Below are 18585 nucleotides of genomic sequence, written 5' to 3' on the forward strand. Positions count from 1 at the left end.
AACGAGAGGAGCAAAAACCATGCGTGAAGACGAGAAGCAACAACTAGAGAACCAGTTAAACATCAACACGTTCATGGACGTGATGTTCCACAAGATCGCCCCGCAGAACCTAGCGCACAACGGTAAGCGCTTCGATAACCAAACGGTCCAGTTAGTGTTTGAAGCATACCTCGAAGGGTTGAAACCGAACCCAGCGCAGGTACTCGGTCAGCAGCTTTACGCGGAAATCAAGGCGACAAGTAAGTACGCATCTCAGATTAGCTGGATGCAACTTCGAAATGGATATCCGTTCCCGGTTCGCTTTGAGGATGACCCTTCCGGTTACGTCGTAAAGGGTGGGCTCGGTGGCTGCTACCGAGTGGAAGACGTAGACCTGCTGTTCAAGTGGGACGGGGAGTTTCACCGGATTCACTGAAGCCGGCGATCGTCAGTAAACGAAGGGCGCCGAGGGGGTGCAACCCCTCGACACCAACCACCACTGAGGGCAATACCATGCAAGCACAGCACCAAAGCGGTAGCGATCCGAAGGCTAACACACTGCCGAACAATGACATCCAGTCATCAAGGCACCTGATGGCCATCCGGATCGTCGGCACCGCTCTGTTCGATTACCAGGTGCGAAAAACGCCCGATGCGCGGATCCGCCTCGAATGTCTCACCACCATGGCCCACAAACTCGGCGACATCAGCGCGAACGAGGCTGCAGTTGTGGCCCAGCTGTTGGCCAAACCAACTTCCATCGAAGGAGTAACACTATGAAAACGCTATTCGTCCTCATGGCCCAATACAACGGCCAGGTGGTTATTCCTTTGGAGCGAGTCTGCAAAGACTACTTCACCCATCTGACCACAGACATGTTCCAACGCAAGGTGGGGGCCGGACAAATAAAAATCCCCATTACGCGCATGGAGCCGAGCCAAAAGAGCGCAAAGGGGATTCACATCACGGATCTTTCCGAATACTTGGATATGCAGCGCGCTGCTGCCGTCAAAGAGAGCAATCAGTTAAACAGCGCGCCACGCAGTAGCTAATTCACTTCAGCGTCCTGGCGCCCAATTTTACGGGCGCCTGTAGGACTTTCTCGAACCATTTCCAGTTCGCGTATGCGTCACCTCGTCCGCGTAGGTGGGTGTAGCGCCGCATCGAGTTCCAATCGCGATGCCCCGACACACTCGCTACCCGGGGAATATCCCAGTCCATTTCGAAAAGCCGGCTAACGCCATCATGGCGCAAGTCATGAAAGTGCAGATCCTCGATGCCAAGTATCCGACAAGCCCTGGTCCATGAGGTGGATACAGACTCTGCGCTGTACGGAAATATCTCAGGTAGCGCCTTCGGCATGGTTTGGAGAATGGCCCAGGCTTCCGGTGGTAAATGGCACCAGACATCGTTACCGATCTTCTGGCCGGGGTTTTTCATATCGCGCACCAATACGCGTTGACCCACTTCATCTAGGTCCGCCCATTGAATCCGCGTAATTTCCTCCTGACGGCGTGTTGAGAACAACGCAAAGCCGGTCATTTTGAGCATATTGATCGACGTTGGACGACGGGCTTGGATACCCTGGAAGTGCGTGAGTAACTTATCGAGTTCATCCAATGTAGGGCGTCGATCGCGCTCACGACTTTTCATGTTGTACCCCAGCTTTTTCAACACCCGTCGGGCATCCACCATTGCGTGCGGGTCGACCTCGTAGCCCCAAGCTGGCCGAGCGATCGAAAGCACTGCACCCAAGTGCGCCAGATCATTACCAGCTGTCTGAGGCTGTACCTCCCCGCCCTCCTTGCCCATCCGCCACAGTGCATACTCCACCAACTGCTGACTGTTGATGTCCTGGTCATTCATTTTGCCCAGGTACGATTCACTGATCGCTTTGAGCGTGGCGAGCTTGGTCTTACCCAGCGGCCGGACCTTTTCCATTTCAATCAAATAGCGGTCGATCATTTCCTTTACCGTCGCGCCCTTGCGGTTTGCCCGCTCGATCGCGCCTGGCTGATCCAGTTCGGTTTCTCGCTTGCGAACCCAAGCCTGGGCGGCCTGTTTTCGGGCGAAGGTCTGGCTCTCTTGGTAAACTTGCGCACCATCGCGAAACAGGCGTATCTGTGCCGTGTAACTGGTGCTGCCGTCCGTGCGTTTCCGTGCTCTGATCGTGGCCATGGTCAACTGGTACAATTGCTAAAGGGGTTGGTACATTGTACCAACGACCCTCAGAAAACGCCCATTTACCCCCTAAAACCAGCTTTAAACACGTAGAGCAAAATGGTACAGAAATCAGCTACATACCCAGTAAACTCAAGCTCTACAGTGTCTAGACGCTTTAGCGTTGCACCCATGATGGATTGGACCGACCGCCATTGCCGTTTCTTCCTACGCCTGCTCTCCAAGCACGCTCTGCTCTACACAGAAATGGTCACCACCGGCGCGCTCCTCAATGGCGATCACGAGCGTTTCCTCCGTCACAACGAAGCCGAACACCCGCTCGCGCTGCAGTTAGGCGGTAGCGTCCCAGCCGACCTGGCCGCCTGCGCGCGCATGGCGCAGGAGCACGGTTACGACGAGGTGAACCTCAACGTCGGTTGTCCGAGTGATCGGGTGCAGAACAATATGATTGGTGCGTGCCTGATGGCGCATCCGGTGTTGGTGGCGGAGTGTGTGAAGGCGATGCGCGATGCGGTGTCGATTCCGGTGACGGTGAAGCACCGGATCGGGATCAATGGGCGGGACAGTTACGCGCAGCTGTGTGATTTCGTCGGGACGGTTCGGGATGCCGGCTGCACCAGTTTTACCGTGCATGCGCGGATTGCGATTCTGGAGGGGTTGTCGCCGAAGGAGAATCGGGACATTCCACCGTTGCGCTATGACGTGGCGGCGCAGTTGAAGACGGATTTCCCGGAACTGGAGATTATTCTCAACGGTGGAATCAAGACGCTGGAGGCCTGTCACGAGCATTTGCAGACCTTTGACGGCGTGATGCTGGGCCGTGAGGCGTATCACAATCCTTATGTGATGGCTGAGGTCGATCAACAACTGTTCGGCAGCACGGCGTCGGTGATTTCGCGGGCTGAGGCGCTGGCACAGTTGCGGCCTTATATCGCTGCGCACCTGGATGCGGGCGGTGCGATGCACCATATCACTCGGCATGTGCTGGGCTTGGGCACCGGTTTTCCGGGGGCGCGCAAGTTTCGGCAGCTGTTGTCGGTGGATATTCACAAGGCAAAAGAGCCTTTGGTGTTGCTGGATCAGGCGGCGGAGTTGTTGGAGGGGCGCTAGAACTCAAGTGCATCGATCTTGTCGCGACAAGGGGCGGACTTTCATTTCTATTCGAAGAAATCAGAGCTGCCCCTTTTTCTATGGCGCATTTTTGAAATATGGGTGACGGAAAAACTCGGCCATGATGGCAATCTGATCCTTAATCGCGCAATACTTGCGCATTATGTGACGCTGCTCTCTTATGTTACGGATGATTAAGGACGAGTTATCGCTATGCAAGGACCGCATCCGCTTATCCAGGATCTTCACACCTTTGTCGAAGCTGAACGCGACGCCAATGCGTTACAACTTCAGCAAACATGGCTACTCCCGCTGGAGCAAAAGCTGACGAAGGGCTTGACGCAAGGCTTCACTCGCCTTGAAAAAGCTGGGGAACCAACACAACTGTGGGCTTATCTCGACGAAGGTGATTCACGGTTTCGTGAAGGCGACATGCTGCGCCTGCATTTGGGCCATGCGATCAGTGAAGTACTTTGCGCAAGAATGAAGTTCGAGCGCGAAGAAGATGGCCGCTGGCTGCTGAGTGAAAAACTGGCGTCCACCATCTGGGACCAGTACCAGAGCGGTGCTTGCTATGCCGACCCCGATGGTATGGACCTGACGCACTATTACGTGAAGGCACTGGAAGATATCGCCGCAAGCATCCAGGGCGATAACCTGATTGTTCCGTTGCTGGGCGAATCGCCAGACATTACGTTCAACGAGGCCGACCTGGATCACGCTGAGAAATTTGCATTGGATGAAGGTTGTAATGAACGTCAGGCGCAGGCCGTTGGACTTGCGTTGGGAGCAGAACAAGTCGCCTGTATTCAGGGGCCTCCGGGAACTGGAAAGACCCGCGCGCTGGCGTTGATTGCGCAGCTTTTGGTGGCGCGAGGTGAGCGCGTATTCGTAACTTCCCACACACACATGGCCATCAACAATGCACTCAGCAAAATTGCCGGACGCAATGTGCCCACTGTCAAAGTTGGTGGCCGTCCCGAAGACCTCGACAAGGCGGTGGACTGGGTACAAGACCCCGCTAACTGGAAGCGTTGGCCTAAGGACGGTAGCGGTTATGTTATTGGGGCAACACCGTTTGCTACGTGCAGTCGCCTGGAAAACTACACGTTCGACACCGTAATCTTCGACGAGGCCAGCCAGATCACGCTGCCCTTGGCCTTGATGGCTATGCGCAAAGCCAAGCGGTTTATCTTTATCGGTGACCAGAAACAACTACCTCCGGTCATGTTGTCGCGATCCATTCTCTCGGATGAATCAATGTCGATTTTCGGACGATTGACCTCCCAGGATGCTGATCACACGGTCATGCTCGAAGACACTTACCGAATGAACCAATGGCTGACCGAGTGGCCAAGCAAGGCTTATTACGGCAACCGGTTACGCGCGGCTGGTAGCAATAAACTTCGACGTTTTCAAAGCTGTGACCTGAATGGTCCACTGGCACAGGTGTTCGATCCTGACGCTTGCGCAGTGTTTATTCCAACTGCTGACTCCGGCGCAAAAAACCGCAATTTCCGAGACGCCGAGCGGGTCGTGCAGTTGTGTCAGACCGCAAAGGCACAGGGCTTGTCATTACATGAAATCGGCATCGTGTCGCCCTATCGGGCCCAAGGGCGCGCAATCAGAAATCTACTGATCAAGTGCTTTGGTCGGGACGCGGCGAAGATGGTGGTGGCCGATACGGTGGAGCGTATGCAAGGACAAGAGCGTGAGCTGATCATTCTCTCTCTGGCCAGTGGAGACGAAGTGTTTATCGGCGCCGTGGCAGAGTTTTTCTTTCAGCCCGAACGCTTGAATGTCTCTATTACCCGCGCCATGACCAAACTCATCATCATCGGGCCAGAATTGGCACAGGGTATCGTTTGCAGCAGCGACACCACTCAACAGTGGGCGGAACAGTATCGCCACTTGATCAGCCAGTGTCGAAAAGTGGTATTTGAGATATGACGATATTTATCCCGGAGTGGAACCGCAGTACTGGCGCCCACGTACAGATCAAGCGCCTATTCAGGAAACTCGATGATGATTATGTAGTACGCAAATGCATCACTGACCAGCCCGAGGCTCCTGATTTTTTCCTGCAACAGGCCGAGCATCGATGGCTGGCCTTGGTGTTGTGTGAAATGCCTTTTGAGGCACTGGACCCGAGCCAGCTGTTTGGGGCCAGCCAACAACAGAATTTCATAAACCTGCTCTTGTCCCTGAACGCTATTGACGACTCAGAGCATCTCGGCGAGCAGAGCATCGGCAAACTGGTGGTGATGTGGAATTGCGATTCCGATCAGTCAAAATCGCTGTGGGCGCATTATGGCGCTCAACGCGGGATACGCCTGATGTCGAAAAAAACCTTTTTGGAAAATGGCCTCGAGGTACTGCCAAAACTGCTCACCCCGCTTAGCCACGACGCGAGCCAGAACGTGCTGGGGTATTACTTCCCGGAAGCTGAAATACCAGGCATCTGCACCACTCGCCGGCATTTTGCTCGAGACAACTCAGCAAAAACCCCACGCTTTTTTCTGGATACGCAGCAAGAGTGGGCCAGTAAACTTGATTTGGAATTACCTGAAGAACAAACGGAAACGACCAGCGACTTTTCGGTGCGTCTGGTAAACGGTGTCGCTGGCAGTGGCAAGACGCTGATTGCGGCGAATCGTGCACTGATTCTGGCGAAGCGGTTTCCAGGACAACAGGTGCTGATGCTGATTCACAATGTGCCCGTGGTTAAAGACCTCAAACATCGCCTGGAACGAGCCCATGGAAAGCTCCCCGACAACCTGACAATAGTTACTGCACTGGCATGGATACGCCAGCAGTGGGTGAATGTATTCGAGCGCACCCCTCTGATGCCAAAGAGCAAAAACAAGGTACCAGGGCTCATTAAGCATTACCGCAAGGATTACCCAGAGCTCAAGCCCAGCGATGATCAAATGTTGGACGAGTTCGACTTTATTAATGAAAACCTGATTGAAACCGAGGACAGCTACCTCGCGGTCGAGCGTGCGGGTCAGGGTTTTGCTTTACGCAAAGAAGAACGGGTTCAGGTGTGGTCCTTATTTAATCGTGTTATCAGCGGACTTGGAAAAGAGCAGCTTCGTTTGTGGAGTTCGCTGTCTCGCGATCTGTGCCTGAAAAACCAATGGGACAAACTCGACACATATCATCATATCCTGGTGGATGAAGCCCAATTCTTCGCCCCCACCTGGTTCCAATTGGTCAAGCGCACACTCGAGAAATCCGAAGGGAGCCTGTTTCTATGCGCAGACCCCAACCAGGGATTTTTGAAGAGTCGATTGAGCTGGAAACGCGTGGGTCTGGACGTAGCTGGTAAAACCAAGAAACTACGTAAGTCATATCGAACCACACAGGCTATTTTGAGGGCAGCCAATCAGGTATTGGCTGAATTCACACAGACAGACCCCGATGATTTCCTGCAACCGGACTTCGAAGGGATGGAAGCGGGTATCGCCCCGTTACTGGTGCCCTCCCCATCACCGCAAGACTCGATCGAACAAGCTTGCAATGAAATAGCCGCGCATTTGGACTCTCACGCGATTGCGTTATCCAACATGCTCGTCATTCACGGTCAAAGCATCGACAAGAAGCTGCTGATGGGTGCGTTGCAGGAGCGGTTTGGCTCAGCCAAAGTCTGGGATTTGAACGGTAAAGACGCTGCGCAGGATCTTCTCGACAATTTGCGTGTTTCCAGCGTTGACACTGCAACTGGGCTGGAAGCCAGCGTGGTGTTTCTGTTGGGGTTTGAGAGGCTGCTCAGAGATACCGTGCAAACTGAGTCGGTTTCCGTCGACGACCTTGAGCAGAACGCACGCAAACTTTATATGGCCATGACGCGTGCCGGGCAACGGTTGGTTCTGATCTCATCGACCCCTTTACCGACGCGCATTGCGCAGCTATTCGTGGTTGCCAGCGGCGAATGACTTACGCTGGCCGTCAGGTTGTTTGAACCTGTAAGCCATTTCAGCATCGTATTTAACGGATAGCGCCGGGCCTTTCAAACGCCTGTTCTCAGGTTGTTGCTGCCCAGGCCGTTGTTACGCATTTGCGCCCTTGAGTGGCTGTCAGCGCTCGGGTAATGTCAACAGACCCACAGGATAGAGCACGCTCATGACTTCCAAGCTGGAACAACTCAAACAATTCACCACCGTAGTGGCCGATACCGGCGACTTCGAGGCAATCGCTCGCGTTAAACCGGTGGATGCCACCACCAACCCTTCCCTGCTGCTGAAAGCGGCGGCCATTCCTGCATACGCCAATTTGCTGAACGCCTGTGTCAGCGACTGCAAAGGCGACGTGGGCCTGGCCAGCGACCGCTTTGGGGTCGCGGTCGGTCAAGAGATTCTGAAAGTGATTCCGGGGCGTATTTCCACTGAAGTGGATGCGCGCCTGTCGTTCGACACTGACGCCGTATTGAAACGCGCGCACCGTCTGATCGAGCTGTACGAAAAGGCCGGCATTGGCCGCGACCGCGTGCTGATCAAGATCGCGTCCACCTGGGAAGGCATCCGCGCCGCCGAGAAGCTGGAACGCGAAGGTATTCAGACCAACCTGACGCTGCTGTTCTCCTTCGCCCAGGCGGTTGCCTGTGCCGAGGCCGGGGTGTTCCTGATTTCGCCGTTCGTGGGCCGCATCTACGACTGGTACAAGAAGGCCAACGGCAACGACTACACCGGCGCCGATGATCCGGGCGTGCAGTCGGTGACGCGCATCTACAACTACTACAAGGCCAATGACTACAAGACTGTGGTCATGGGTGCGAGCTTCCGCAATCTGAATCAGATCGAGCAACTGGCCGGCTGTGATCGCCTGACCATCAGCCCGGACCTGATCGAGAAACTGGCGGCCGACAGCGGCAAACTGGAACGCAAGCTGGCGCCAGGCCACTCCGGCGAAGCGCGTCAGAGCCTGACGGAAGCGCAGTTCCGCTGGGCGTCGAATGAGGACGCCATGGCGACCGAGAAACTGGCTGAAGGTATTCGTCAGTTCGCTCGTGACCAGGAAAAACTTGAGGCGCTGCTGCAAGCCAAGCTGTGATCTGATCCAGGCAAGCGCAAAAAGGGCGAACCCTCACAGGTTCGCCCTTTTTTGTGCGCTGATTTTAGGGCTGCTTCGCAACCCAACGGGAGCAAGCTCCCTCGCCACAGGTCCAGCCTTGCCTCAGTGACGCTCCAGGGCGTTCACCAAGTCATGGAATGCTTCGCGGTTGGAGTCGTTCAGGCCCATGAGGATCTTGTGCGCTTCCAGCACCTTGATCCGCACCACTTCTTCGGACTGATCCTGGTCAGGCAGGTCGGTCAGGCATTCCGGGCACGGAATCGGCCGGTCAACGATGTTGAACACCTGCTCGAAGCCCATGGACTCCAGCAGCCGCGTGATGTCTTCGTGGGTGGTGACGACGGTCGGCAGCAGGCCGACCTTTTGCCGCGACATGATCGACAGCTTGGCCAGCAGGCCCAGGGTGGTGCTGTCGATACTGCGGGTTTCGGTCAGATCGATCACGATTGCGTTGAAATTCAACGCGCTGAAGATCCGCTCAATAGTCGCATCCAACGCCGAACACAGGGTCAGGCGAACTTCACCGACGAACTTCAGGACGAAGGTGCCGTCCTGCTCGGCGAACTGGATTCTACCGGTACTCATTAAAGATTCCTGCTCAACACCAACAGGGCGATATCATCCGGCATCTCCCCTAGCGTGGCCAATCCAAAAACCTGCCGCAAGCCATCCAGGCTGCCGCCCGCCGTTCTTACCCGTTCAGGTAAGGCAGCCTCTTTCTCTTTGAGTGTAGGTTCTGGCAAAAGGTCCAGAATGCCATCAGACATCAGCGTCAGGCTGAACGTCGGTGGCAACTCGATAACGTGGTCTTCGTAGGTGGCTTCATTGAACAAGCCCACCGGCAGGCCGCGCCCTTCGAGATAACTCACACTGTCTGGCGTGTACAACACTGGCAACGGCAGGTGTCCGCCGATGCTATAGGTCAACAAACCCGTCTCCTCGTCGATGACTCCACCGACCATCGTGACATGTTTGCCCAGCTTACAGCTGATCAGCCCTCGGTTGATATGACCAAGGACCTCTGAAGGGGTGAATTCCGGCAAGGTGCCGTTGCGCTTGGATTCGAACAGCAAGCGCGTGGTCATGAATTTCAGCAGCACGGTCACGAATGCCGATGAAGCGCCATGGCCTGAAACGTCCGCCAGATAGAAGGCTACCCGGCGCTCGTCGACCCGAAAGTAGTCAACGAAGTCGCCCGACAGGTACAGAGACGGGATAATCTGGTGCGCGAACTTGAACTCGTCGATCGTCCAGGGACTGACCGGTAGCATGTTCATCTGCACCTGACGTCCGGCGTTCTGGTCTTCCTGCAACAGGTTCAGGCTGGCTTCGAGCTCGCGGTTGGCGGTTTCGAGCTTTACCCGATAACGCTGGTTTTCCAGCAACAGGCGCGCACGATCCAGGGCCCGGCGCACGGAGTGCTCGAGTACGGCCAGATCTTCCAGCGGCTTGATCAGGTAGTCCGCGGCGCCCAGGCGCAAGGCCTCGACGGCGTCGTTCATCACACCGGCACCCGACACCACGATCACCGGCGTTTGCGGCGAAAGGTCGGTGACCTGACGAATGAGTTCAAGCCCGCCCATCTGCGGCATGCGCAGATCGCAGATCACCAGATCGGGTTGGTTTTTCTTGAAGACCTGAAGCCCCTGCTGGCCATTGCTGGCCTGAAGGACGCTGAACCCACTGTCTTCCAAATAGGCCGCGAGACTCGCGCGTACTACTTCGTCGTCATCGATTATCAGCAGCGTGGCACTGGTTTTTTGCATGTGGGCAAACGGCGCCAGAATTAGGTTGGCGTAGCTGGCAGGGCATTCGGCCCGGCACACACTACTGGATTCGCTTTCTAGCCTCTCTGTCGCACCGCTTTCGAGCATTTGCCCTACAAGCGTGTTCATCAGAGGTGCCCTTCTAAGGCGCAGACGGTACTCCCATCCGCGAGGCGTTTCAAGCTCACGCCGATGGTCATCAGGCGTCTTTACATCGCAAATCACCGGGAGTTATAAGAACAGCCAAAACCGCAACACAAAGGAAGGATCGAGCCCATGAGCCAAAGCGATCGTGACTACAGTGAAAAGCGCGACTACATCCGCATGCGGGTCGATGCGGATGTCACATTGATTCACGCTGGCGATTTGATTCCAGCCGTCTGTATCGACCTTTCCAGCAGCGGTATGCAGGTTCAGGCTGCCCGTTCGTTCCAGGTGGGCGACACGCTGAACGTACGCATCGATTCCGAGCATGCCGCGCTCAAGGGCCTGGAAGCCGAGACCGAAGTGGTCTGGGTGGTTCAACAGGACGCTGGCGGTCAGAAACTTGGGCTTACAATCCTGAAAATGAATTGAGCACGAACTCAAACAAAGAAGGCGGCCAAATGGCCGCCTTCTTGTTGTTGCGTGGGTGACGATTTAAAAATCGTCTTCCACCTTGCCGTCTTTGACCTTGAATTCGCGGTTCTGCAGGTAAGCGTTGCGAATGAAGATGTATTTGTCGCCGGTGATCAGCTTCTCGCTCGACAACAGGCTGGCACGGGTGTCGATCACGCTCATGCCAAGCGCCATATTGCGCGCCGGAATGTCGTTCATGTAGCGGTAGGGTTTGGCGTAGGTATCGACGTATATGGACGGTGCATCACGCACCGTGCTCGGCCCGAAGAACGGCAGCATCACGTAAGGACCGCTAGGCACGCCCCAGTGGCCAAGGGTCTGGCCAAAGTCTTCGTCATTGCGTTGCAGGCCCATTTTGGTGCCCACATCGAAGAACCCGGCCAGGCCGATGGTGGTGTTCATCAGCACGCGAGCCGTATCGACGCCAGCGGCGCGCGGCTTGGCCTGCAGGATGTCGTTGGCCAGGTTGCCGACGTCACCGATGTTGCGGAACATGTTGTGAATGCCGTCCGAGAGAAACGTCGGCGTAATGAACTGATAGCCCTGAGCAATCGGCTTCAAAGCGTAGGTGTCCAGTACATCGTTGAACTTGTAGATCGGACGGTTAATGCTTTCCCAAGGGTCATCTTCCGACGCCGCCTGGGCAGCGAACGGAACCAGCAACACACTGGCACACATACATAGTCGAGCTAGACGATTGCTCCAGCGCATAGCAAAAAACTCCTTGGACCGTACTGGCGCGGGCCTCAATACCCGGGCGATAAGCGCGCTAGTATAAGGTGGATAAGTATTTTTAGGCAGTCACTCGTGAACCGGTCTTGGTGTGGCCGCTTCATCCCGATGTCACTCAACTGTCACGGGGCATCCCTAATCTCCGAGATTATTTCAGGGACGTAGAAATGCCCCACGCCCAATCCCTCCCCCAGAGCATTCCCAACCCGACCGCCGTGCTCTTCGGTCTCAGCGGCTGTCTGGTGGATTTCGGCGCCCGCAGCCGTCAGAACAACAACGACACCGCTGAACGAGCGCACCTGACACCGGGCGCCCTGGAAGCGCTGAACCGTCTGCAACTTCAAGGCATTCCGTGTGCCTGGCTCGACGAGTTGCCGCACGCGCAAAGTCTCGCGCTGGCCACTTCTCTGCCGGACTGGCTCACCGCCAGCCCGCGCACGCTGAACGTGGGGCAATGGCCGTCCCCCGACGCGTGCTGGCAAGCCTTGATGGCGCTGAACATTGATCGCCTGGACGGTTGCGTGTTGGTCAGCGGCGAACCGCGCTTGCTGCAATCAGGTCTCAACGCCGGGCTCTGGACCATCGGCCTCGCGTCCTGCGGCTCGCTTTGCGGGATGACACCCAGTGAGTGGCAAGCCTTGAGTCAGCAGGAACGCGAGTTCAAGCGCGGCAAGGCGACCGTGCAACTGTTCGGCCTTGGCGTGCACTCGGTGATCGATCACCTGGGTGAACTCGACACCTGCCTGTCAGACATCGGCCTGCGCCGACACAAGGGTGAAAAGCCCTGATCGGCCGTTCTTGATCAAGATCATGCACTTCGCTCGCCAGTGGATTAATCTAAAGGCCAGATGCAGACCTTTGGCCCATCGCTGCGGTCTATGCCAGTGCCTATCGATAAAAGGAAGAACGCCATGCCTGCCCGCGAACTGCAAGAACAGCTCAACGCCCTGCGCGAGCAACTGGAGCAGAACCCGCCGCTCACGCTGGAAGAACGTGAACACCTGCAAGAACTGATGCAGAAGATTGAGGCGCAGATCAAACTCGAAACCGCGACGCAGGACAGCAGCCTGGCGGACGGCGTCAACCTTGCCGTGGAGCGTTTTGAAGTGGACCACCCGGCGCTGGCCACCGTGTTGCGCAACATCGTGCAGACCCTGGGCAACATCGGAATCTGACCCTGCGAATGCAAAAAAGCCCCGCTAGCGATAGCAGGGCTTTTTCATTTGTGCGGACAAAACACCGAACTTAAAACTACTCACATTCCTTGTAGCAGCTGGCGAAGCCTGCGTTCGGCTGCGCAGCGGCCGTAAATCCAGCGTACTCGGTATTTTTGAAAGATTACGGTGTTCAATTTCACGACTGCTTCGCAGCCGAACGCAGGCTTCGCCAGCTGCTACAGTCCGTGTCGAAGCCAAATATTGTTACTGACGCACCAGGCGATGGTTCGGCAGTTGCACTTCTTCAGTGCTGCGATACGGGTTGATATCCAGCCCGCCGCGACGCACGTAACGCGCATACACGGTCAGTTTTTCCGGTTTCAGCAAGCGTTGCAGGTCGAGGAAGATCCGTTCTACGCACTGCTCGTGGAAGTCCGAGTGCTGACGGAAGCTCACCAGATAAGCCAGCAGACTGGCGTGATCCAGCGCCGCGCCACGGTACTCGACCGCGACACTGCCCCAGTCCGGCTGGCTGGTGACCGGGCAATTGGATTTGAGCAGATGGCTGTGCACGCTTTCTTCAACGATGCGCGAATCGTCGCAACGCAGCAGTTCCGGGCGCGGATGCTCGTAGTTGCTGACGCTGATATCCAGATCATCGATGCACACGCCTGGCAGCGCTACAACGCCTTCAGCCTCGACCTCGTTCAAGCTGCGAATACGCACGCCCACCGGCTTGCCCGCGGCGGCCGACAGGTCATTCACCAGCGTGGCTTCAAGGCTTTGGGTATCGGCGAACGGTGTCTGGTTCAGCGAGTTCAGGTACAACTTGAACGATTTGGATTCGATGATGTTCGGCGAGTCCGCCGGGATACTGAATTCGCCAATGGCCACCACTGGTTTGCCCGATGGCAGCAGCCAGGACAGTTCGAAGCAGTTCCAGAAATCCACGCCCTTGTACGGCAGGGTTTCAGCCGTCAGGCCCAGCTCGGCCCATTTCGCGGTGCGCGGGATCGGGAACAGCAAGGACGGCGTGTACGTGGCGATGTATTCGCTGGATTTGCCCAGCGGCGAATGTTCGGCTGCGGGATGCATGGCGGAAACCTGACTAAAGAATCAGCGGATTCTACCAGCCTTTGCTCCCGCCTTTGAGTGCTTACTGACTGACAGTCAATTTGCCGACCATACCTGCCTGATAGTGGCCGGGAATATTGCAGGCGAACTCCAGATTGCTGGCTTTCTTGAAGGTCCAGGTCAATTCGGCGGTTTTGCCCGGTTCAATCAGCACGCTGTTCGGATCATCGTGCTTCATGCTTGCGCCGTGATCCATGCCTGGCATCGAGTTGTGATCCATGCCCGCCATCGAGCCGTGGTCCATGGGAGCGCTTTTCATCATGGTCGGGGTGAGCATGCCGCCCTGTTGCATTTTCAGCATTTCCTGTTGATGCGCAGCATGCATCGCCGCATCGCCCAGGTTGAACTCGTGCAGTAACTGGCCTTTATTGATCAGCACAAAACGCACCGTCTCACCGGCTTTGATGTCCAGCGTCTTGGGCGTGAACGACATATCGCTCATGACGATTTCGACGCTGCGCGCAGCCTTCGCCGCCGGGGCCGGCGTGCCGAAGTCGTAGGTCTGTGCCGGTGACGCCCACACGGGAAAGCTCAACGCCAACAAGCAGCCGGCAAGTACCAATCGATGACGCAAAAACATGATCACACTCCAACAAGAGAAGGTTCAGCCTGTGGGAAACTCTACTACTGCGCCACTGCCAACCAGCTGACGGCCAGATTACAACTTTGTAAGGTTGCACTGCATGACAGCCTGCCACGGTATAACGCACCTGTTCCATTGACCTCGAGCTACCCATGAAATTGCTGATCGTCGAAGACCAACCGAAAACCGGCCACTACTTGCGCCAAGGCCTGACCGAGGCCGGCTTCAACGTCGAACTGGTGGCCGACGGCAACACCGGCCAGCACCTCGCGCTGACCGGAGATTACGCCTTGCTGATTCTCGACGTGATGCTCCCCGGCCGTGACGGCTGGCAGATTCTGCAAGCGGTACGTAACGCCGGCCTGGACATCCCGGTGCTGTTTCTCACCGCCCGCGATGCCGTGGAAGATCGGGTTCATGGCCTGGAACTGGGCGCCGACGATTATCTGGTCAAGCCTTTCGCCTTTTCCGAACTGCTGGCCCGCGTGCGTAGCCTGTTACGTCGTGGCAGCGCGGCACCGCAAGAAACCAGCCTGCAACTGGCCGACTTGCGGCTGGACCTGATACGCCGCCGGGTCGAGCGCAGCGGCCAGCGCGTCGACCTGACAGCCAAGGAATTCGCCCTGCTGGAACTGCTCTTGCGCCGCCAGGGCGAAGTGCTGCCCAAATCGCTGATCGCTTCGCAGGTCTGGGACATGAATTTCGACAGTGACACCAATGTCATTGAAGTGGCGATCCGCCGCCTGCGCCTGAAGATCGACGACGACTTCCCGAACAAGTTGATTCATACCGTACGCGGCATGGGCTACGTGCTTGAAGAGCGTCCCGCCTGATGCGCCGCCTGTCCCTGAGCGGCCGTCTGGCCTTGCTGTTTGCCGCCTGTACGGCGGTGGTTTCATTGTTCGCTGGTGTGCTGTTCAGCCGCGCCAGCGAGACGCACTTCATTGAACTCGACCAGCAATTGCTCGACGGCAAGCTGATCGCCCTGCGCAGTGTCTTGGCCGGCGCCGACGACCCGCGGTTGTTCGCCGAACGAAAAGCCGGACTGCAGGATGAAATGAGTCATCAGCCGGACCTGGCATTGCGGGTGCGCGGCGCCGATGGTCACGTGTGGTTCGACAGTGCCGCGAACCTCCCCGACGACTTGCCAACCCGCTCCGGTCTTCACAGCTTGCACAGCGCCGACACGGCGTATCGGGTCTACAGCGCCGCGCTGGAGCCGAGCAAGACCGATTCCGCGCAGCTGATTCTGATGCTCGACATCACTCACCATCAGCACTTTTTGCAGCGCATGCAGCATTTGATCTGGCTGACCGTCGGCCTGTCGGCGCTAGCCACCGCGCTGCTCGGTGCGTGGGCGGCACGCAGTGGCTTGCGACCGTTGCGGCGCATGAGTGAAGTGGCCGCCGGGGTGTCCGCCAGCTCGCTGACCCAGCGCCTGCCCGAAGATCAAATGCCCGCCGAGCTCGCCAATCTGGCTCACACGTTTAACGCCATGCTCGGCCGTCTCGACGACTCGTTCCAGCGTCTGTCAGCCTTCTCCGCCGACATCGCCCACGAACTGCGCACACCGTTGTCGAACCTGCTGACCCACACTCAGGTCACCCTCACCCGCCCACGCGACCTGGAAGATTACCGCGAGGCGCTGCACAGCAACCTCGAAGAGCTGCAATGGATGGCGCAGCTGGTCAACGACATGCTGTATCTGGCCAAGGCCGATCACGGCTTGCTGACGCCAAAACGCGAACCGCTGCAACTGGCCGAGGAGGTGGATCTGTTGCTGGAGTTTTACGCACCATTGGCCGAAGACGCACGAGTCAAGCTGACCCGTCTCGGCGACGCCAGGCTCAATGGCGACCGCAGCATGTTGCGCCGCGCCCTCTCCAATCTGCTGGACAACGCGCTGCGCTTCACCCCACCAAACGGTGAGGTTCAAGTGCGGATTGTCGATGAACCAAAGGGCTTGAGCCTGAGTGTTGAAAACAGCGGCGAGGGGATTTCTGAAGAGCTGTTGCCGCGATTGTTTGACCGGTTCTACCGCGCAGACCCGGCGCGCCATGAAGGCAGTAGCGAGCATGCAGGGTTGGGGCTGGCGATCACTCAGTCGATCATCCGCGCTCATGGCGGAACGATTCGTTGCGAATCAGGCCAGGGATGGACACGGTTTTTGATGCAGTTGCCGAAGGGGGTTTGAGGCCAGCCGGAACCTGATCGTTCCCACGCGGGGGAACGATCAGTTGCGGTGCCTGGACTTACGAATAGCGCAACGCAGTCGCCGGTTCGATCTTCGCGGCGCGCCAGGCCGGGTATACCGTGGCCAGGAAGCTCATGATGAAGCCCGCCGAGCAGATCAGCAGCACGTCACCGCCCTGCAGTTCCGATGGCAAGTTGCTGACGAAGTACACGTCGGAGCTGAAGATATGCTGGCCAGTCACGCGCTCCAGCCAACCGACCATCTCACTCACGTTCAACGCCGCGATCACCCCGAGGACGCCGCCAATCAGCGTGCCGACGACACCGATCACCGTGCCCTGAACCATGAAGATCGCCATGATCTGCCGAGGTGTGGCGCCGATGGTCCGCAGGATCGCGATGTCCGCGCCTTTGTCGTTCACCACCATGATCAAGGTGGCGATAATGTTGAACGCAGCGACCGCCACGATCATCAGCAGCAACAGGCCGATCATGGTTTTTTCCATCTTCATGGCGCTGAACAGACTGCCTTGGGTGTGGGTCCAGTCATCGGCCTTGAAGTCGGCGCCCAGCCCGCCTGCAATGTCTGACGAGACCTTGGGGGCGGCGTACAGGTCTTTCACCGCCAGGCGCACGCTTTGCACCTGATTCGGTTGCCAATGCTGCATTTGCGCCGCATCGGCAACGTGGATCAGCGCCATCGAGCCGTCGAGTTCGGCACCGACCTTGAACACGCCAACCACGTTCAGCCGCTGCATGCGCGGGGTGATACCACCCGGTGCGGTGCTGACTTCCGGCACGATCAGGGTAATTTTGTCACCCACGTTCAAGCGGAAGCGACGTGCGGTGATTTCACCGACCACCACCCCGAACTCGCCCGGTTTCAAGTCGTCCAGACGTCCCTGCACGATGTGCTGGGCGACGATGGAGACTTTGCCTTCCTGTGCCGGATCAACGCCGCTGATCTGGATCGGCTGCATCGAGCCCTTGTACGACAGCATGCCTTCCATCTCGGTGAACGGCACGGCGGCCGTCACTTCAGGATTTTTCATGGCAGCGGCCGCGACAGGCTGCCAATCATCGATCGGCTTGACGCCAACGATGGTCGCGTGGGGCACCATGCCGAGGATGCGCGAGCTCATTTCGCGCTGGAAGCCGTTCATCACCGACAACACCACAATCATCGCCAGCACGCCCAGGGCGAGGCCGATCATCGAGGTCATCGAGATAAACGAAACAAAGCGATTGCGGCGCTTGGCGCGGGTATAGCGCGTGCCGATAAAGATCGATAACGGTCTGAACATTCGCTGGGGCACCGTATAAAAATAAAAGACCCGACACGCTTTTCAGTCGTGCCGGGTTTCGGCCAATCAGATGGGAGTGAGACGACCTTCCTGCAGGTGCAGGACGCGATCCATCTGGCGAGCCAGGTTCATGTCGTGGGTCACCACCAGAAACGCGGTGCGCATCGACGTGCTGAGTTCCAGCATCAAGTCCTGAATGCCCTGGGCGGTATGGGAGTCGAGGTTACCGGTCGGCTCATCGAGCATCACCAGCCCTGGCTTGTTCACCAACGCGCGGGCGATGGCCACGCGCTGACGCTCGCCACCAGACAGTTCGGCCGGTTTGTGCTCCAGACGATGGCCCAGCCCTACTCGCTCCAGCAAGGCCGTGGCGCGCTGACGGGCTTCCGGGATCGCGGTGCGGCCGATCAACAGCGGCATGCAGACGTTTTCCAGCGCGGTGAACTCGGGCAGCAAGTGGTGAAACTGGTAAACGAAGCCCAGCGAGCGGTTACGCAACAGGCCGCGGGCCTTTTCGTTGAGCGCCGACAACTCTTCACCGGCCAGCCAGACACTGCCTTTGGTCGGCGTATCAAGGCCGCCAAGCAGGTTGAGCAAGGTACTTTTACCGGAACCGGAGGTGCCGACAATCGCCACGCGCTCACCCGGATGCAGCTCCAGCTGCAAACCGGACAACACCACCACCGATTCCGGGCCTTCCTCGTAGGCTTTACCCAGGTCGCGGCAACTCAAGACTGCTTTCGTACTCATACCCA

20 protein-coding genes are annotated in these 18585 nt (G+C 57.3%); 12 read left to right on the forward strand and 8 right to left on the reverse strand.

Features of this window, described 5'->3' with window-relative positions; translation table 11 throughout:
• The first annotated feature begins 19 nt into the window (after positions 1–19).
• The 3 genes from AO353_RS00275 to AO353_RS00285 all read left to right on the forward strand — a co-directional run bounded on the left by AO353_RS00275 (position 20) and on the right by AO353_RS00285 (position 1031).
• The gene (locus tag AO353_RS00275; protein ID WP_054593151.1) at positions 20–415 is read left to right on the forward strand and encodes a hypothetical protein; all 396 of its coding nucleotides are present in this window, start codon (positions 20–22) and stop codon (positions 413–415) included.
• Positions 416–492: 77 nt separating this feature from the next.
• A complete protein-coding gene (locus AO353_RS00280) occupies positions 493–759 on the forward strand; it encodes a hypothetical protein (RefSeq protein WP_054593152.1) in 267 nt (88 codons plus the stop codon).
• Positions 756–1031 carry a pyocin activator PrtN family protein gene (locus AO353_RS00285; protein WP_054593153.1) on the forward strand — a complete coding sequence of 92 codons (276 nt, stop codon included), beginning with the start codon at positions 756–758 and terminating at the stop codon, positions 1029–1031. The genes AO353_RS00280 and AO353_RS00285 overlap by 4 nt, the downstream gene beginning before the upstream one ends.
• Position 1032: 1 nt before the next feature.
• Here the strand turns inward: AO353_RS00285 and AO353_RS00290 are convergent, their stop codons facing one another.
• On the reverse strand, positions 1033–2157 hold the full coding sequence (locus AO353_RS00290; RefSeq protein ID WP_054593154.1) for a site-specific integrase: 1125 nt from the start codon (positions 2155–2157) through the stop codon (positions 1033–1035).
• Between the two features lie 102 nt (positions 2158–2259).
• Here AO353_RS00290 and dusA point away from each other — a divergent pair, with 102 nt between their 5' ends.
• The 4 genes from dusA to tal all read left to right on the forward strand — a co-directional run bounded on the left by dusA (position 2260) and on the right by tal (position 8322).
• The gene (dusA, locus tag AO353_RS00295) at positions 2260–3270 is read left to right on the forward strand and encodes a tRNA dihydrouridine(20/20a) synthase DusA (RefSeq protein WP_081013683.1); all 1011 of its coding nucleotides are present in this window, start codon (positions 2260–2262) and stop codon (positions 3268–3270) included.
• A 213-nt stretch (positions 3271–3483) separates the two neighbouring features.
• Complete coding sequence (locus AO353_RS00300; protein WP_054593155.1) at positions 3484–5220, forward strand: DEAD/DEAH box helicase; 1737 nt, start codon at positions 3484–3486, stop codon at positions 5218–5220.
• On the forward strand, positions 5217–7208 hold the full coding sequence (locus AO353_RS00305; RefSeq protein ID WP_054593156.1) for a UvrD-helicase domain-containing protein: 1992 nt from the start codon (positions 5217–5219) through the stop codon (positions 7206–7208). The genes AO353_RS00300 and AO353_RS00305 overlap by 4 nt, the downstream gene beginning before the upstream one ends.
• A 187-nt stretch (positions 7209–7395) precedes the next feature.
• Positions 7396–8322, forward strand: coding sequence for a transaldolase (gene tal, locus AO353_RS00310; RefSeq protein WP_054593157.1), 927 nt, complete (start codon positions 7396–7398; stop codon positions 8320–8322).
• A gap of 123 nt (positions 8323–8445) precedes the next feature.
• Here tal and rssC read toward each other — a convergent pair whose 3' ends face one another.
• Positions 8446–8928, reverse strand: a complete 483-nt coding sequence (gene rssC / locus AO353_RS00315; RefSeq protein ID WP_054593158.1) for an anti-sigma factor antagonist RssC — start codon at positions 8926–8928, stop codon at positions 8446–8448.
• Positions 8928–10109 (reverse strand): two-component system response regulator RssB, encoded by a 1182-nt coding sequence (rssB, locus tag AO353_RS00320; protein ID WP_054593159.1) that lies wholly within the window; start codon positions 10107–10109, stop codon positions 8928–8930. The genes rssC and rssB overlap by 1 nt, the downstream gene beginning before the upstream one ends.
• A 276-nt stretch (positions 10110–10385) precedes the next feature.
• Between rssB and AO353_RS00325 the strand changes: the two genes are divergently transcribed.
• Positions 10386–10685 (forward strand): PilZ domain-containing protein, encoded by a 300-nt coding sequence (locus AO353_RS00325; RefSeq protein ID WP_054593160.1) that lies wholly within the window; start codon positions 10386–10388, stop codon positions 10683–10685.
• Between the two features lie 63 nt (positions 10686–10748).
• Here AO353_RS00325 and AO353_RS00330 read toward each other — a convergent pair whose 3' ends face one another.
• A complete protein-coding gene (locus tag AO353_RS00330; protein ID WP_054593161.1) occupies positions 10749–11438 on the reverse strand; it encodes a VacJ family lipoprotein in 690 nt (229 codons plus the stop codon).
• 188 nt (positions 11439–11626) lie between these two features.
• Between AO353_RS00330 and AO353_RS00335 the strand changes: the two genes are divergently transcribed.
• Both AO353_RS00335 and AO353_RS00340 read left to right on the forward strand, forming a co-directional pair.
• A complete protein-coding gene (locus tag AO353_RS00335) occupies positions 11627–12247 on the forward strand; it encodes a phosphatase (RefSeq protein WP_054593162.1) in 621 nt (206 codons plus the stop codon).
• 123 nt (positions 12248–12370) lie between these two features.
• Positions 12371–12634, forward strand: a complete 264-nt coding sequence (locus AO353_RS00340; RefSeq protein ID WP_054593163.1) for a DUF4404 family protein — start codon at positions 12371–12373, stop codon at positions 12632–12634.
• 246 nt (positions 12635–12880) lie between these two features.
• Here AO353_RS00340 and queF read toward each other — a convergent pair whose 3' ends face one another.
• Positions 12881–13711: an NADPH-dependent 7-cyano-7-deazaguanine reductase QueF gene (gene queF, locus AO353_RS00345; protein WP_054593164.1), complete on the reverse strand. Its 831-nt coding sequence runs from the start codon at positions 13709–13711 to the stop codon at positions 12881–12883.
• A 61-nt stretch (positions 13712–13772) separates the two neighbouring features.
• Positions 13773–14330 carry a cupredoxin domain-containing protein gene (locus tag AO353_RS00350; protein ID WP_054593165.1) on the reverse strand — a complete coding sequence of 186 codons (558 nt, stop codon included), beginning with the start codon at positions 14328–14330 and terminating at the stop codon, positions 13773–13775.
• Between the two features lie 155 nt (positions 14331–14485).
• Here AO353_RS00350 and AO353_RS00355 point away from each other — a divergent pair, with 155 nt between their 5' ends.
• Both AO353_RS00355 and AO353_RS00360 read left to right on the forward strand, forming a co-directional pair.
• Positions 14486–15166 carry a heavy metal response regulator transcription factor gene (locus AO353_RS00355; protein ID WP_054593166.1) on the forward strand — a complete coding sequence of 227 codons (681 nt, stop codon included), beginning with the start codon at positions 14486–14488 and terminating at the stop codon, positions 15164–15166.
• Positions 15166–16527, forward strand: coding sequence for a heavy metal sensor histidine kinase (locus AO353_RS00360; protein WP_054593167.1), 1362 nt, complete (start codon positions 15166–15168; stop codon positions 16525–16527). The genes AO353_RS00355 and AO353_RS00360 overlap by 1 nt, the downstream gene beginning before the upstream one ends.
• Positions 16528–16585: 58 nt before the next feature.
• On the opposite strand, the gene AO353_RS00365 is transcribed toward AO353_RS00360, so the two are convergent.
• Both AO353_RS00365 and lolD read right to left on the reverse strand, forming a co-directional pair.
• Positions 16586–17830 (reverse strand): lipoprotein-releasing ABC transporter permease subunit, encoded by a 1245-nt coding sequence (locus AO353_RS00365; RefSeq protein ID WP_054593168.1) that lies wholly within the window; start codon positions 17828–17830, stop codon positions 16586–16588.
• A gap of 66 nt (positions 17831–17896) precedes the next feature.
• On the reverse strand, positions 17897–18580 hold the full coding sequence (gene lolD / locus AO353_RS00370; protein WP_173859959.1) for a lipoprotein-releasing ABC transporter ATP-binding protein LolD: 684 nt from the start codon (positions 18578–18580) through the stop codon (positions 17897–17899).
• Positions 18581–18585 lie beyond the last annotated feature (5 nt).

This window comes from Pseudomonas fluorescens (assembly GCF_001307155.1).
GTDB lineage: Bacteria > Pseudomonadota > Gammaproteobacteria > Pseudomonadales > Pseudomonadaceae > Aquipseudomonas > Aquipseudomonas helvetica.